Annotated in this window: 14 protein-coding genes and 1 riboswitch; of the genes, 13 read left to right on the top strand and 1 reads right to left on the bottom strand. The window is 32.4% G+C overall.

All coding sequences use genetic code 11. The annotated features are described in order from the left end of the window. Positions 1 to 25 precede the first annotated feature (25 nt). The 5 genes from ABV008_RS05830 (at position 26) to ABV008_RS05810 (ending at position 4,108) form a co-directional block, all read left to right on the top strand. Positions 26 to 397 (top strand): NUDIX hydrolase, encoded by a 372-nt coding sequence (locus tag ABV008_RS05830; protein WP_352418881.1) that lies wholly within the window; start codon positions 26 to 28, stop codon positions 395 to 397. Between the two features lie 11 nt (positions 398 to 408). Continuing rightward, positions 409 to 1,122, top strand: coding sequence for a M48 family metallopeptidase (locus ABV008_RS05825; RefSeq protein WP_352418880.1), 714 nt, complete (start codon positions 409 to 411; stop codon positions 1,120 to 1,122). 133 nt (positions 1,123 to 1,255) lie between these two features. Then, positions 1,256 to 2,620, top strand: coding sequence for an MATE family efflux transporter (locus ABV008_RS05820; protein WP_352418879.1), 1,365 nt, complete (start codon positions 1,256 to 1,258; stop codon positions 2,618 to 2,620). 114 nt (positions 2,621 to 2,734) lie between these two features. After that, a riboswitch (THF riboswitch) is annotated at positions 2,735 to 2,833 on the top strand. A 71-nt stretch (positions 2,834 to 2,904) separates the two neighbouring features. Continuing rightward, positions 2,905 to 3,438 carry a folate family ECF transporter S component gene (locus ABV008_RS05815; RefSeq protein ID WP_352418878.1) on the top strand — a complete coding sequence of 178 codons (534 nt, stop codon included), beginning with the start codon at positions 2,905 to 2,907 and terminating at the stop codon, positions 3,436 to 3,438. A 154-nt stretch (positions 3,439 to 3,592) separates the two neighbouring features. Further along, positions 3,593 to 4,108, top strand: coding sequence for a GNAT family N-acetyltransferase (locus ABV008_RS05810; protein WP_352418877.1), 516 nt, complete (start codon positions 3,593 to 3,595; stop codon positions 4,106 to 4,108). 60 nt (positions 4,109 to 4,168) lie between these two features. On the opposite strand, the gene ABV008_RS05805 is transcribed toward ABV008_RS05810, so the two are convergent. Continuing rightward, positions 4,169 to 5,722 carry a putative polysaccharide biosynthesis protein gene (locus tag ABV008_RS05805; RefSeq protein ID WP_352418876.1) on the bottom strand — a complete coding sequence of 518 codons (1,554 nt, stop codon included), beginning with the start codon at positions 5,720 to 5,722 and terminating at the stop codon, positions 4,169 to 4,171. Positions 5,723 to 5,976: 254 nt separating this feature from the next. On the opposite strand from ABV008_RS05805, the gene ABV008_RS05800 reads away from it, so the two are divergent. From ABV008_RS05800 to citD, 8 genes are all read left to right on the top strand, one after another. Further along, positions 5,977 to 8,208, top strand: coding sequence for a HelD family protein (locus tag ABV008_RS05800; protein ID WP_352418875.1), 2,232 nt, complete (start codon positions 5,977 to 5,979; stop codon positions 8,206 to 8,208). A gap of 17 nt (positions 8,209 to 8,225) precedes the next feature. Further along, positions 8,226 to 8,462 (top strand): acyl carrier protein, encoded by a 237-nt coding sequence (locus ABV008_RS05795; RefSeq protein WP_352418874.1) that lies wholly within the window; start codon positions 8,226 to 8,228, stop codon positions 8,460 to 8,462. 742 nt (positions 8,463 to 9,204) lie between these two features. Next, a complete protein-coding gene (locus ABV008_RS05790; protein ID WP_352418873.1) occupies positions 9,205 to 10,167 on the top strand; it encodes a GntR family transcriptional regulator in 963 nt (320 codons plus the stop codon). Between the two features lie 16 nt (positions 10,168 to 10,183). Beyond that, positions 10,184 to 10,594: a methylaspartate mutase subunit S gene (glmS, locus tag ABV008_RS05785; protein WP_502929746.1), complete on the top strand. Its 411-nt coding sequence runs from the start codon at positions 10,184 to 10,186 to the stop codon at positions 10,592 to 10,594. Positions 10,595 to 10,624: 30 nt separating this feature from the next. Beyond that, positions 10,625 to 12,013 carry a methylaspartate mutase accessory protein GlmL gene (gene glmL / locus ABV008_RS05780; protein WP_352418872.1) on the top strand — a complete coding sequence of 463 codons (1,389 nt, stop codon included), beginning with the start codon at positions 10,625 to 10,627 and terminating at the stop codon, positions 12,011 to 12,013. A 13-nt stretch (positions 12,014 to 12,026) separates the two neighbouring features. Further along, positions 12,027 to 13,475: a methylaspartate mutase subunit E gene (locus tag ABV008_RS05775; RefSeq protein ID WP_352418871.1), complete on the top strand. Its 1,449-nt coding sequence runs from the start codon at positions 12,027 to 12,029 to the stop codon at positions 13,473 to 13,475. Positions 13,476 to 13,511: 36 nt separating this feature from the next. After that, the gene (locus ABV008_RS05770; RefSeq protein WP_352418870.1) at positions 13,512 to 14,756 is read left to right on the top strand and encodes a methylaspartate ammonia-lyase; all 1,245 of its coding nucleotides are present in this window, start codon (positions 13,512 to 13,514) and stop codon (positions 14,754 to 14,756) included. A 46-nt stretch (positions 14,757 to 14,802) separates the two neighbouring features. Next, positions 14,803 to 15,066, top strand: a complete 264-nt coding sequence (gene citD / locus ABV008_RS05765) for a citrate lyase acyl carrier protein (protein ID WP_352418869.1) — start codon at positions 14,803 to 14,805, stop codon at positions 15,064 to 15,066. Positions 15,067 to 15,077: the final 11 nt, after the last annotated feature.

Here is a 15,077-nt window from a genome sequence, read left to right as displayed (position 1 = left end):
ACCATAGAAAGGAAGTTTACAGTAAATGAATTTCAATGAAGCGATACTAAATTATCAACCAATTAACAAACAAGAAAAAAGTGATAAAGAAATCATTTTAGACTATATTGACCATTTTTATGATAACATCTTGACTAGAGAAAACCAAATAGCCCATATGACAAGTTCTGGACTAATTTTAAATGATTCTCTAGATAAGATACTTATGATTTATCATAACATATACAATACTTGGACATGGACTGGTGGTCACGCAGATGAAAAAGAAAAGCTGGTTATCAATGAAGAGGAAACTAGTGGAGTTAATTGGATTGAAGTTAATAGATTGACTGAATACTCCAATGAACCATATTTAATTGAAATTTATAAGAAAATCATAGACAAGGCTAGAAGCTAGGAGAATCCACTATGAAAATGAAGTTTAAATATGAAGCTCAAATAATAGAATTCACAGTAGAATACAGAAAAAGAAAAACTCTAGAAATAAGAATCGAGCCTCCAGATAATATTTCTGTAATTGCACCAAAAAGAGCAAGCGAAAAAGACATACTAAGAATGGTAGAAACAAAGGCTAATTGGATAGTCAAGAAGCTCTCAGAATTAAAAGAAATAGAAAAATTGAAAAAGAATAAGGAATATGTTAATGGTGAGTCTTTTATGTATTTAGGGAGATACTACTCACTTGAGATTATCATAGATGAGACTGTTAGCAAACCTATCACAAAGCTTTATCAAGGAAAGTTTTATATAACTACTAATACAAGGGATCAGGACAATCTGAAAGAATCCATGAAAAAATGGTACTATGATAAGTCATTGGAGAAGATACTAGAACGAGTTGAACACTTCCAATCCTATTTTTCAGTAAAGCCTAATTCTATAAAAGTAAAGGAGCAGAAAAAAAGATGGGGAAGTTGTACATCTAGAAGGGATATTCTTATTAATTGGAGAATTTCCATGGCTCCGGCTGATGTATTAGATTATTTAGTTGTTCATGAGATGTGCCATATGGTACAGATGAATCATTCTTCTGATTTTTGGAAACTTGTTGAGAGAATAATGCCAGATTATAAAAGGCGGAGGGATTGGCTTAGAAAATATGGTATCATGCTAAATCTATAGTTTCTATTTTTGCAGAATTATAGTATAATGATTAGAGTTTCTTTAGAGACCCTAATTATTTTTTTGAAAATATTTACACATATATATTTATATGATAAAATCATTCATATTGCTTTTAAAATGGAGGTTAGAGATGAGGACTAGTTTCAGAAACAAAGACTTTTTTAAAGTCATGATAGCCATTGCTTTGCCTATAACATTACAAAATTTAATAGCTTCTTCTGTGAATATGTTAGACACTCTTATGATTACTAGTTTAGGTCAAGAGAGTTTAGCTGCTGTAGGCCTTGCAAATCAGGTATTTTTCTTTTATGCAGTGACTATATTTGGTGTGGCTACTGGTTCATCAATATTTATAGCTCAGTTTTGGGGAAAGAAAGACACAAAGAATATAAGAAGAATATTAGGTCTTTCTCTTGCTATAGTCAGTGTTTTAGGTGTGATATTTACATTAGCTGCACTATTTGTACCAGAACATATAATGAGAATTTTTAGTAATGATATGAAAGTTATTAAATTAGGTGTCGATTATTTAAGAATAGTTTCTTTTAGCTATATTATTACTGGTATTAGTTTCGCTTACTCAGTTGCTTCAAGGAGTATTGGCCAGGCGAAAATGCCAATGATAGTAAGTATAGTTTCATTTGTGACTAATGCAGTATTTAATTATTTGCTTATATTTGGAAAGCTTGGATTGCCTCAACTTGGAATAAAAGGAGCTGCCTATGGTACTTTAATAGCTAGGATTGTAGAAATAGTTCTTATACTATATTTCATATATTCAAATAACAAGAATCCATTAGCAGGAAGTATTAAAGATATGACTGATTGGACTAGCGATTTTGTTAAAAAATACTTTAAAACTGCTTATCCAGTTATTTTGAATGAAGCACTTTGGTCACTGGGAACTGTGTTATACTCTATAGCCTATGCCAAAATAGGTACTGAAGCAGCGGCAGCAGTTCAGATTTTAAATACTGTTCAAAATATTTTCATGGTAATGACTAGAGGTTTAGCTAATGCATGTACTGTAATGGTAGGAAATAAAATTGGAGCTGAAGAAGAGGAAGTTGCTATTGAATATGCTAATAGCTTTATGATTATATCTATTGTATTAGGAATGGTTCTAGGTATAATGTTATTTTTGACATCGGATACAATCCTTACGTTTTTCAAGAATCTAACACCAGAATTATATGCTACATCAAAGAAACTATTAATAGTTTTAGCTATCTTTTTCTTTGTAAAAGCTTTCAATGGGACTATGATAGTAGGAGTATTAAGAGGTGGTGGAGATACAAGATTCTCTATGCTTTTAGAAATGGTAGCTGTTTGGATAGTAGGTGTGCCTTTAGCTTTTTTAGGAGCACTAGTATTTAAGCTTCCTGTATACTATGTTACATCACTAGTTTATATTGAAGAAGTAGTTAAAGCAGTTGTCGGTATACCTAGAATAATATCAAAGAAATGGGTAACAAACGTGATTACAGATATGTAAATATGATAATATCTTTTCCTAATGCAATGTTTGTGGGTTGAACTTTTCCCAAATATGTTTTATACTATGTATAGTATATAATTTATATACTATTTAAAATTTGATGTTTTAAATGGCAGAGTAGGTAGTTTGCGTAAAGTGTTGGAGGATGGGACGTTGCCTCTGAACGAAGAGCTAATATTTAGTTCGCGTTAAACTACTGCGTTCGCTGACACATCTTAAATAGGCTTGCTTTCTTGATGTGGCGGTTCTGTCATATCATATTATGAAAGGAGGCTTTTTGTATGCAAAAAATATCCACGAGAAACATTGCTTATTTTGGCCTATTAATTGCACTAAATATTGTTCTAACAAGAATAGGTAGCATTAGAGTAGGCGGTGGAGGAGTAGAAATCGTTAGAATAGGTTTTGGTGGTTATCCTGTAATTTTTGCTGGGATAGTATTTGGACCATTAGCTGGTGGTATTGTTGGTGCAATTGGAGATGTTATTGGCCATTTTATGAGTCCAATGGGACCATATATGCCACATTTTACAATCTCAGCAGCATTAACTGGAATCCTACCAGGACTAGTAATGATGTCATTCAAGGATAAAAAATCCAAAGGTTCTTTTTGGAAGTTAACTTTAGCAATAGCAGTAGGTCAAATCACTACTTCTATATTTATGGTACCTTATTTTATGCAAACACTATTTAGTGTACCAATGATAACTACTGTACCTGGAAGGATAATTGGTCAAGCAGTCCATATACCACTGTATGCATATGTAACAAGGATTTTAGTAAATAGACTGAGCTTTGCATTTGGGACTAATTAAAACAAAAAACCATTACCTAATAAAAAGGTAATGGTTTTTTTACTGTTATATGGTTGACATTAGTTTGAAATTTAAAGTATTATAGCCATATTACTAAGATAATAGAGATATCTGGGTTAGGTTAGATATTTAAGCTATACTAAGGAGGAGCAGAATGGAATTTCGAAAAGCTATTGAAGAAGATGTTAAAAGCATAGTGAATATTATTAAGCAAGCACAAACTTGGTTTAAAGAGCAAGGGATAGACCAATGGCAGGATAATTATCCTAACCTTGAAACAGTGTTATATGATATTAACAAGAACTACGGATATGTCTTGTTAAAAAATAATGTTGTTGTTGGAACTGCAGCAGTTATTTTTGATGGTGAAAAAACTTATGATACTATCTATAATGGTAAATGGATAAGCAATGATGAATATGCAGTTATACATAGAATGGCTATTGACCCTAATTATAAAGGATTAGGATTAGCAACCTTATTTTTTAACTGCATAGAAAAAACCTGTCTAAATAAAGGTATACACAGCATTAAAGTGGATACCCATGAGGAAAACATACCTATGCAGAAATCTTTTTATAAAAATGGATTTCAGTATTGTGGAATAATATATTTAGAAGATAAAAGTAAAAGATTAGCTTTTGAAAAAATACTGACAAAAGGTACTTAAAGCTAAAACTTGAGATATAGGAATGTTCCATTATATTATTTATATGACTATTTATTTGATCTATCTATTATACACTTTAAAATCAAAGAGCCTTTTTGTAAGAGAAGGTGGTAGAGCTTTTGTTATAAGTAGAGTAATTAGATAAACAATGCCTCCAATACATAGGCATAAAATTAAATTTATATAGTTTTTGGCACTTAAATTTATTAGAAAATTATAGGCAAACATTATAGATGTAATTGATAGCAATGATGCAAACATTGGTTTAAGCAAGTAATCTTTTAGGTTTATATCTATGCTTATCACCCTATTTAATGTAATAAAATCGAGGGTTGAGATAATAAAGCTTGAAGCAATAAAGCCTATAAAGAACCCATTAATTCCATAAGAAGGATTACCAACTAAAAAATAAGTAGATAATAACTGAAAGCACATGCCTATTAAGTTATTAATTGTAGCTGGCACCTGTTTTCCAATTCCATTAAGTATTCCAGACAATGTACTTTGAAGAGATAAAAATACAGTACTAAAGCCTAGTATGCTCATATATCTTCCTACATCACTGTCATTGTAGAGCACCATGGCAATAGGCTTTGAAAACATGACAAAAACTACAGTGATAGGAATAGATATAAGTAAAACGATTCTAATACATAAGGCTATATTACTTTTAATGTGACTAAATCTTTTCTGCTCAATTCCCTCTGCTAGATTAGGTATTATGTTTACTACTAAGGCTGATGTAACTATAAAGGGTAAAAACAACATAGGCATTGACATTCCCATAACTTTGCCAAATATAGAAATTGCTTCTTTTGAAGTATATCCAGCCTCTGCAAGCTTTTGTGGTATAAGTACAGCATTTGATAATTGCATGACTATACCTATTAATCTTGAAATAGTAATAGGCGATGCGATATAAAATATTTTAGATATGAATGAAATGTAGCTTTGACTTTTCATGGGAAGATATACTTGAAATCTGGAATGGAGTCTATAGTGAAACATTAGCCATAGAAGACCAAATATCTCTCCTACACTTATTCCTACAACTGCAATTAAAGCACCTAGCCGAGGGGTTATTGGCTGAAGATAGCGTACGGTAGCTAAAACAAAGAATATTCTAGTAAGCTGTTCAAGTATTTGTGCAATACCTGGGGGGCTTACTTTTTTTAATCCATAAAAATAACCTCTAATAACTGATGATAAAGATATTATCATTATTGCTGGAGCCAACATTAATATTAAGTAATATACATCGTTATTCTTTAAGATATTGCGACAGATAAATTGTCCGAATATAATTAATATAAAAATAAATACTGATGATATAGAAAAGGCAAGTAAAATCGCACTTCTTAAGACTTTTTTACATCCCAAATCATTTCTTAATGCTTTTTGTGCTGCAACTAATTTAGATACTGCTACAGGAATCCCAGCAGTAGTAAATGTTATAAAAAACATTAGTACAGGTGAAGCAATCTGAAATAGTCCTATTCCTTCAGGACCAATTTCTCTAGATAATATAATCTTATATGCAAATCCTATAAACCTGACTATAAAGTTGACTATTGCAAGTATTATAGCACCATATATAAAGCTAGATTTATTCAAAATATCACCCCAAAACACATGCATTGACCTATAATAATATATATTCCTTGGGGATTATAATATTACGAATTGAATTGCCTAACTATATGAGCATAAAATAATTTATCTAAATACAAGAAAGGCTTATGGAAGGGAGAAGGTATTATCTTCTGTATATATTATATCATAAAGAAAAGTCTATTTATAGACTTACAATAATTAACTCTTGAGTATATAATAGAATTCACCTATTGAGAGGAGTGGTGATACAACCTATGGAAAATTACGAAAGTGAGTTTATTATTGAAAGTGATTATTTGCAGCAGACTATTGATTTGATAAAACGTCAATTGTTTGCTGCTCAGGAAAGAAAACAGAAGGATAAAAATACTCTTATTTCTTCAAGCAGAGATATGTGGGAAAATGCTTCTCATTCTGCAGATGATTTTGATAGGGTAGTGGAGTTAAGCCAATATTTTCAGCCATTAGCGGGCCACATTTCCTCATATGAATCAGGTACCCATAAAATACAATCTTTAAAAAGAATGCTTCATACTCCTTATTTTGCACGTATTGATTTCAAAATGGATGATGAGGAAGTATTTGAAAAGATATATATCGGACGTTCCACACTAATGGACGAAAGGACAGACGATATATATGTTTATGACTGGAGGTCACCAATAGCAAGCCTATTTTACCGCTTTGAAACAGGGAAAGTTTATTATCAAGCCCCAGTTGGTACAATAAAAGGGGAAGTAAATTTAAAACGACAATATGAAATAAAAAACGGCATATTAGAGTATTTATTTGATGCAGATGTACAAATCGTTGATGAATTTTTAAGAAAAATGTTATCAAAGAACACTTCTGCCAAAATGAAAACAATAGTGGAAACAATACAGAAAGACCAAGATATTGTTATTCGAGATACAAGTAACGATTTGCTAATGGTACAGGGGGTTGCAGGAAGTGGAAAGACTTCTATTGCTTTGCATAGAGTTGCCTATTTAATGTATCAAGGGCTATCTTCAAAACTTTCTCCAAGTAACATTATAATTTTATCTCCTAACACTCTATTTGAGCAATATATTTCAAATGTTTTGCCTGAGCTTGGAGAGGAAAATGTAGTCACAGTTGTATTTGAAGATTTTTGTAAAGCAGTTTTAAAAGATGTCCAAATTCATTTTCAAACGAGGAACGAGTTTTTAGAGAAATTAATTATATGTAATGATTTATTGCAGAAATCTATTATGAAAAGTAGTATGCAATTTAAGTCATCTAGGCAGTTTATAGAAATATTAAATCGCTACTTCAAAGATTTGGAACATAGGAAAATTGACTTTACAGATGTATATTATAATGGTCAGTGTATTGCTAATGGGAATTTATTAAAGGCTAAGGTGCTGAATGGTAATAAGAATATTCCCCTAGCTTTACGTATGAAACAGCTAGAGAGTACAATTTTAGAAACAGTGCATAAATTACGAAAAAGTCGACTCATTAATCTAGAGGACTTTGTTGGTAGATTTACAGAACATCTATTTGAGACAAAAGAGTTGGCCCGTATGCTTTCCATATATGAGAGTACAGTATTAATAAAGAACATACGCAAATTTACTGAAATTGATTATTTAAAATTTTACAAACAGCTGTTGTCTGATAGAGCCTATTTTTATGGCTTAGCAAAGGGTATAGAGCTACCGGAAAATATTGAGGAGATATTGGACTATACAAATGCAAATTTGCAATCTGATTATTTACAATATGAAGATGCACTCGCTCTTACATACTTCATATTGAAACTTAATGGGTATAGTGAATACAAAGACATTAGGCAACTTGTTGTAGATGAAGCACAGGATTATTACCCTATTCATTTTGAAATATTGAAAATTATGTTTGCTAAAGCCAGATATACTGTTTTAGGTGATATAAACCAAACTATAGAAAAAAAGGAAAGCCTAACCTTATATGATGAGCTTCAGGATATACTACAAAAAGAAAAATCAACACTTATTACCATGTCTAAGAGTTTTAGATGCACTGATGCAATTATTAAGTATAGTTCAAAATTTGTCCAGCCACATATAGATATTAAGAGTTTTAGCCGAAATGGAGATTATCCAAAAGTGCATTATGCTGAAAATTTTACTCAGCTTGACGAATTACTAATAAATGAAGTTGTACTTTGCAAGGAGAAAGGCTATCAATCTATTGGATTGATATGTAAAAGCCAAAAAGATGCTAATGCTCTTTATTGCCGTTTAAGTGAAAAGCTAGATATTCAGTTGATTAACAGTGATAGTATGACTGATATTAAGGGAATATTTATCATTCCAGTTTACTTAGCAAAAGGATTGGAGTTTGATGCTGTCTTGATCTGTGATGCTGATAATGAGCATTATGTAACTGAAGACGATAAAAAATTATTTTATATTGCCTGTACCAGAGCACTACATCGTTTAAATTTGTTCTATACAGTTGAGATTAGTCCGTTGTTGTAATTAAGGAGGTAAGTCATATGGTTTTTGAGAAATTAGCTAGAATACTGGCTGAAAATATTGGAGCTGATGAGGAAGATATAACCCTAGAAACAGAACTAAAGCCTGAATATGGAATTGAACCAGTTGATATTGCTAAAATGATAATTGAATGTGAAAAGGAATTCAATATAACAATTCATGATGAGGATGTTCATACTTTTAAAAAATTAGAAGATGTTGTAGTATATGTAAATAAAATAATTTCTGATATATAAGGGTATATTTAATTGCCCTTTTTCTATTCATAAAGATAAACCTGTTTAAGATATTATCTCAAAATATGTTTTGACATATAATAATTATACATTATTTGTAGCTTAAAATATTTCGTCATAAAATCAATAAAAATGATTTTATAGCTTTTTTAGGCCACAATTCCAATAGTAAAAGTTAAAATTCATATTTTTTTATATAATTATGACAAAAATTTAACATACTTTTTTGTTTTTTCTGAGTAATTATAAGAATTTACTAAAAGATGCAGGGGGATTAGACAATAACTGCACTTTCCTCTTGCTGAATAAAATGGGAACATACTTCCAAAAGCCATTGAAAATATAAAAACTAGAATTTATATGGCCTAGGATCCAGTGAAGATAAAGCGTAGAGAAGTTTACAGAAAAACATTTGGTGTTATTTAAAAAGCAACCATGCCAATTTCAAAAATGGACCAATCAATTTAAGAATTATTGTTTATGTTACTTGCAAAACATAGCAAATGCTCTTTCCAATATGGAACTGTATAAAATCCTCTATTATTAAGAAATAGAGTAAACTAGAGAAAACAATAACAAAAAAGATAGATAATGATATAAATAGAACTATCAATGAAATGCAAATATAATAAGCATATTATATCTAAATAATACACTCGACCTATTTTTAAAAGCGTGTTACCATGAAGGGGCATTGGATTGGTCCAATAGGCCAATGTGTTAGGGAGGTGATTGTGGGATAATGAAAATTGAAAGAGATAGTGGAGTGCCTATTTATATACAAGTTAGAAATTGTATTATGGATGACATAAAAAACGGAAGATTAAAAATTGGAGAAAAGCTACCTACAGAAAGAGACCTTGCTTTAAAACTAAAAGTAAGTAGGAATACTATTTCCTCGGCCTATAATGCTTTGGAGCAAGAGGGAGTCCTTATTTCTTTCCAAGGTAAAGGGACATTTGTTGCAGAAGAAGGGAATACATGGAAGCAAGAAACCGTAAAGGATAAAATAAATAAAATTATTGACCTAGGACTCGAAGAAGCAATTGAAAATGGGTTTAATACTAAAGAGTTTATGGCCATTGTACAGGAAAGGGTAAAGGAAAAAGAAATCTTATTTAAAAACTTAAACGCTATATTTGTTGAATGTAATATGGAGCAGGCCAGATTTTTTGCAGAAGAGTTAAACAGAACTACTAATCTTAATGTGATACCAATGACAATAAATCAACTTAGTGATGAAGAACAAGATATTAAGAAAGCTATTAGTGAAATCAGGATTATTATTACATCATTTAATCATGTAAATGAAGTAAAAAGCTTCGTGAAAGATCAAAAGAAAGAAGTTTTTGGTGTTGCTACTATTCCAAGCCTTGAAACTATAGTAAAAATTGCTCAATATCCTAAAGGGACAAGAATAGGGCAAATAACTCTTTCTAAAGAGTTTTATTATAAAATTAAATATGCATTAAGTTCTGCTGGTCTTGAGAAAGCAGATATAAATGGAACAACTAGCAGAGAACAATCAGAAGTCATGAAGATAATTGATGCATCTGATGTAATCATTGTTTCACACGGAAGAGAAGAGGAGGTTAGCAAGCTAGCAGGAGGTAAAAAGGAGATTGTAAGGTTTGATTATATCCTTGATCAAAGTTCAGTTCAAGCAATTTTGTCTAAAATAATGGAGATAAAAAGTAGCTTATAAAGGGAGAGAAATCATTATGAAAAAAAATATAGTACTTGGTGTTATAGGAGCAGATTGTCATGCAGTGGGAAATAAAATTCTTGACTATGCATTTACAGAAGCTGGTTTTGAAGTAACAAATATTGGTGTACTAAGTTCACAGGAAGATTTCATAAATGCAGCTATCGAAACTAGTGCAAGTGCCATTTTAGTATCATCTCTTTATGGTCATGGTGAAATTGACTGTAGAGGATTAAGAGAAAAGTGTGAAGAAGCAGGTTTAAAGGACATTTTATTATATGCAGGTGGAAATCTTGTAGTAGGGAAGCAGGACTGGAAATCAGTAGAAAAGAGATTTAAAGACATGGGTTTTAACCGTGTATATGCTCCAGGGACAAAACCTGAAGAGGGAATAAGAGATTTAAAAGAAGATTTAAAAATAGCATAAAAAAATACATAATATATAAAGGTGATAATAATGAATGCACTCTTATTAATTGATTTTGGTAGCACTTATACAAAACTTACGGCTGTTGATATGGATAATGAAGAAATCATTGCAAATTCAAAAGCTTTAACAACAGTAGATACAGATATTATGATTGGATTTAAAAATGCGTATAAGATTATTAAAGAGAAATGCAAAGGGAAGGATATTCAACTTAATGAAAAGCTTGCATGTAGTAGTGCAGCAGGAGGATTAAAAATGGTAGCTATTGGGCTTGTGCCGGAGCTTACAGCAGAGGCTGCTAAAAGAGCCGCTTTAGGTGCTGGCTCAAGAATTCTTCAAGTGTACAGTCATCAATTAACTCTAAGGGAAGCAAGAGATATATTGCAGAGAAAACCAGACATTATCTTGCTAGCAGGAGGAACAGATGGAGGAGATAAAGACTGTATTATACACAATGCAAAGATGATTGCCATGAATATAAAAGACGTACCTGTGGTAGTTGCAGGGAATAAAAATGCCAGTGACGATATAGAAGAGATATTTGAAGGACAAGGTGTTTATTATCGTATAGTAGATAATGTGATGCCTAAGCTAAATGTAATAAATGTTGATCCAGCAAGGGAAGCCATAAGAGAAATATTTATGAAAAAAATAGTTGAAGCAAAGGGAATGAGTAAAGCAGAAGAATATATAAATGGTATTTTAATGCCAACTCCAGCAGCAGTGCTAAATGCGGCTAAAATCTTAGCTGATGGAACAGATAAAGAAGAAGGCATAGGAGATTTAATAGTTGTAGATGTAGGAGGAGCTACAACTGATATACATTCAATAGCCGAAGGAGAGCCTACAAGAACAGGAGTTATGCTAACAGGATTACAGGAACCTTATGTGAAAAGGACTGTTGAAGGAGATCTTGGTATGCGAGTAAGTGCAGAGTCTCTTTGGCAAGCTGTAGCAACAAGGAAGATAAAAAAATATGCTCCTGACTTAAAATATAATGTAGAAGAAAGATGTCATTATCTTGCCCAAAATGTCAGTGAAGTTCCACAAACCTATGACGAAATAGAATTTGATGAAGCACTGAGCATGGTAGCAACAGAGGTGGCAATGGAGCGACACGTAGGACAAATAGAAGATGTTTATACTCCTATGGGAAAGATATATGCACAGAAGGGAAAAGATTTATTAAAAGTTAAATATTTAATAGGTACAGGTGGAGTCCTTGTTCATAGTAATAATCCAGAAAAAATATTGAGAGCTGGTTTATATAGTGAGGACAACCCTAAATACTTAAAACCTATGAACCCTGAGTTTTTAATTGATAGGAGCTATATTCTTTCTGTAATGGGGTTGATGGCAATGAAATATCCTGACAAAGCAATTAGAATGATGAAGAAATATCTTATTAACATATAATAGGAGGGAAAAAATGGAGCTAAAAAACAAAAAATGGAGTGAAGCAGAGTTTTACAAGGTAAGAGAAGAAGTACTAAACCAATGGCCAACGGGTAAAGATGTAGATTTGCAAGAGGCAGTGGACTTTTTAAAAAATATTCCTGAACATAAAAACTTTGCAGTAAAGCTTAGAAAGGCAAAACAAGAAGGAATAACCCTTGCACAGCCAAGAGCTGGTGTTGCGTTAGTAGATGAACATATTAAGCTTTTACAATACCTTCAAAATGAAGGAGAGGCTGATCTTTTACCAAGTACAATTGATAGCTACACTAGACAAAACAGATATAATGAGTGCCAAGTAGGAATCGATGAAAGTATTAGAGAAAATCGTTCCATGTTAAATGGATTTCCAGCAGTAAACCATGGAGTAAGCAATTGTAGAAAGGTATTGGCAGCAGTAGATACCCCAGTACAAGCAAGACATGGCACACCTGATTCAAGGCTATTGGCAGAAATTATTCATGCAGGTGGATGGACATCTAATGAAGGTGGTGGAATCTCATATAATATTCCTTATGCTAAAAGCGTAAGTGTTGAAAAATCATTACTTGACTGGCAATATTGTGATAGACTTGCAGGATTATATGGAGAAATGGGAATTGAAATTAATAGAGAGCCATTTGGTCCTTTAACAGGAACCCTTGTACCTCCAAGTATGTCAAATGCAGCTGCAATTATTGAAGGATTACTTGCAGCAGAACAAGGCGTAAAAAGTCTTACACTAGGATATGGTCAGTGTGGGAACTTAATACAAGACGTGGCTGCAATCAGAGCACTAGTTGAGCAATCAGAAGAGTATTTTAAGACTTATGGATATAATGTAGATTTAACAACAGTATTCCACCAATGGATGGGTGGCTTTCCAGCTGATGAGGCAAAGGCCTTTGGTGTAATTTCCTGGGGAACAGCAACTGGGGCTTTAGCAGGTGTAACAAAGGTAATCGTAAAGACACCACATGAAGCTGTAGGTATACCAACTATGGAAGCTAATGCTCAAGGAATAAAGGCAACAAAACAAACTCTAAACCTATTAAAAGGTCAGAGATTACAAATGTCAAAAAAACTTGAGTTAGAAATAAATATAATAAAAGCTGAAACGAAATGCATCTTAGACAAAGTATTTGAGTTAGGTAAGGGAGATTTAGCCGTAGGTACTGTAAAGGCTTTTGAAATAGGAGTTATAGATATTCCATTTGCGCCAAGTAAATATAATTTAGGAAAGATGCTTCCAGCAAGGGACAACAACGGAGCGGTAAGATATTTAGAATTTGGAAATATTCCTATGACACAGGAATTAAAAGATTTCAACAAACAGTTATTAGAGGAAAGAGCAAAATCTGAAGGCAGAAAAGTTAGCTTCCAGATGGTTATTGACGATATATATGCAGTAGGAAAAGGAACACTTGTAGGTAAACCTGAATAAAAACAATAAATTTATAATATGTCTGGAGGAGTAATAATGAAAATAATAGATGTTGTATGCTCATCAGGAAGAACTGGATTTTATTTTGATGATCAAAGAGCCATTAAAAGAGGTGCAAAAAGTGATGGATTTACATATGTAGGCGATCCTGTCACAGAAGGTTTCACAAAGATTCGACAAGCTGGAGAGTCAATATCTGTAATGGTTGTTTTAGAGGATGGGCAAATAGCCTATGGAGATTGTGCAGCAGTGCAATACTCAGGAGCAGGGGGAAGAGATCCATTATTCCTTGCAGAAGAATTTATTCCAATTATAGAAAAACGTATTGCACCAAAGCTAATTGGAAGAGAAATAAAAAGTTTTAGAGAGCTTGCTGAGGAAGTTGATCATATGACTTTAGAAGGTAAAAGACTTCATACAGCTATAAGATATGGTATAACTCAAGCTATTCTGGATGCTGCTTCTAAAGTAAAAAAGGTTACAATGGCAGAAGTAATTAGGGAAGAATACAATACTAACGTAGAATTTAAAAGAATCCCTATTTTTACTCAATCTGGTGATGACAGATATAACAATGTAGATAAAATGATTATAAAAGGCGCAGATGTACTACCTCATGCATTATTCAACAATGTTGAAACCAAATTAGGAAAAAACGGAGAAAAGCTTAAAGAATATGTTAGCTGGCTAAAAAATAGGATTGAAACTTTAAAAGCTAGAGAAGAAGATACATTTGTTCTTCATATAGATGTTTATGGTACTGTTGGTCTTGCATTTAATAATGATACAGAAAAAATGGCTGACTATCTTTGTGAATTAGGAAAAATTGCATCTCCTTTTAAACTTCGAATAGAAGGTCCAATGGACGTTGAAGATAGAGAAAAACAAGTACAAGCCCTTAAGGATTTAAGAATTGCTCTTAAGGAAAGAGGAAGCAAGGTTGAACTTGTTGCAGATGAATGGTGCAATACATTTGAAGACATTAAACTATTCGTAGATGAAGGTGCAGCAGACATGGTTCAAATAAAAACACCAGACCTTGGAGGAATAAACAATACTGCAGAAGCTATTTTATATTGCAAGAAAAAAGGTGTAGGAGCTTATTGTGGTGGAACATGTAATGAAACCGATAGATCTGCTCAAGTATGTGTAAATGTAGCTATTGCATGTGGTGCTGACCAATGCCTTGCAAAACCAGGAATGGGTGTAGATGAAGGCTATATGATTGTCCATAACGAAATGAATAGAGTTCTTGCATTAGCAAATAGGAGAAATAAATAAAAAACAAAACAACAGGAGCATTATAAAAACAAGGGTAGGTGATAGCATGGATATTAAGATTCCTGCAAAAGCAGGTACTATGGAATCCAGTGATATTTATATTATGGTTCAACCAAATGACGAAGGTGGAATCATAATTGACCTTGAAAGTATTGTTATGAAGCAATTTGGAAAACAGATTGAGAAAGTAATCTTAAATACATTGGAAAAGTTAAATATTAAAAATATCCACCTTATTGCCAAAGATAGAGGGGCTTTGGACTATACTATAAGAGCAAGAGTGGAAACTGCAATAAAAAGAGCAATGTAGGAGGTGATTTT

It is taken from the genome of Proteiniborus sp., from assembly GCF_040308045.1.
Classification (GTDB): Bacteria; Bacillota; Clostridia; order Tissierellales; family Proteiniboraceae; genus Proteiniborus.
Note: the sequence above shows the minus strand (reverse complement) of the source record. Positions and strands in the feature narration are given on the sequence as shown.

Bases quoted from the DNA above. Each gene is read 5' to 3' on its own strand.
- ABV008_RS05820 (WP_352418879.1), top strand. From the start codon at position 1,256: ATGAGGACTAGTTTCAGAAACAAAGACTTTTTTAAAGTCATGATAGCC.
- ABV008_RS05790 (WP_352418873.1), top strand. From the start codon at position 9,205: ATGAAAATTGAAAGAGATAGTGGAGTGCCTATTTATATACAAGTTAGA.
- citD (WP_352418869.1), top strand. From the start codon at position 14,803: ATGGATATTAAGATTCCTGCAAAAGCAGGTACTATGGAATCCAGTGAT.
- ABV008_RS05830 (WP_352418881.1), top strand. From the start codon at position 26: ATGAATTTCAATGAAGCGATACTAAATTATCAACCAATTAACAAACAA.
- ABV008_RS05775 (WP_352418871.1), top strand. From the start codon at position 12,027: ATGGAGCTAAAAAACAAAAAATGGAGTGAAGCAGAGTTTTACAAGGTA.
- ABV008_RS05810 (WP_352418877.1), top strand. From the start codon at position 3,593: ATGGAATTTCGAAAAGCTATTGAAGAAGATGTTAAAAGCATAGTGAAT.
- ABV008_RS05770 (WP_352418870.1), top strand. From the start codon at position 13,512: ATGAAAATAATAGATGTTGTATGCTCATCAGGAAGAACTGGATTTTAT.
- ABV008_RS05825 (WP_352418880.1), top strand. From the start codon at position 409: ATGAAAATGAAGTTTAAATATGAAGCTCAAATAATAGAATTCACAGTA.
- glmL (WP_352418872.1), top strand. From the start codon at position 10,625: ATGAATGCACTCTTATTAATTGATTTTGGTAGCACTTATACAAAACTT.
- ABV008_RS05815 (WP_352418878.1), top strand. From the start codon at position 2,905: ATGCAAAAAATATCCACGAGAAACATTGCTTATTTTGGCCTATTAATT.
- ABV008_RS05795 (WP_352418874.1), top strand. From the start codon at position 8,226: ATGGTTTTTGAGAAATTAGCTAGAATACTGGCTGAAAATATTGGAGCT.
- ABV008_RS05800 (WP_352418875.1), top strand. From the start codon at position 5,977: ATGGAAAATTACGAAAGTGAGTTTATTATTGAAAGTGATTATTTGCAG.
- glmS (WP_502929746.1), top strand. From the start codon at position 10,184: ATGAAAAAAAATATAGTACTTGGTGTTATAGGAGCAGATTGTCATGCA.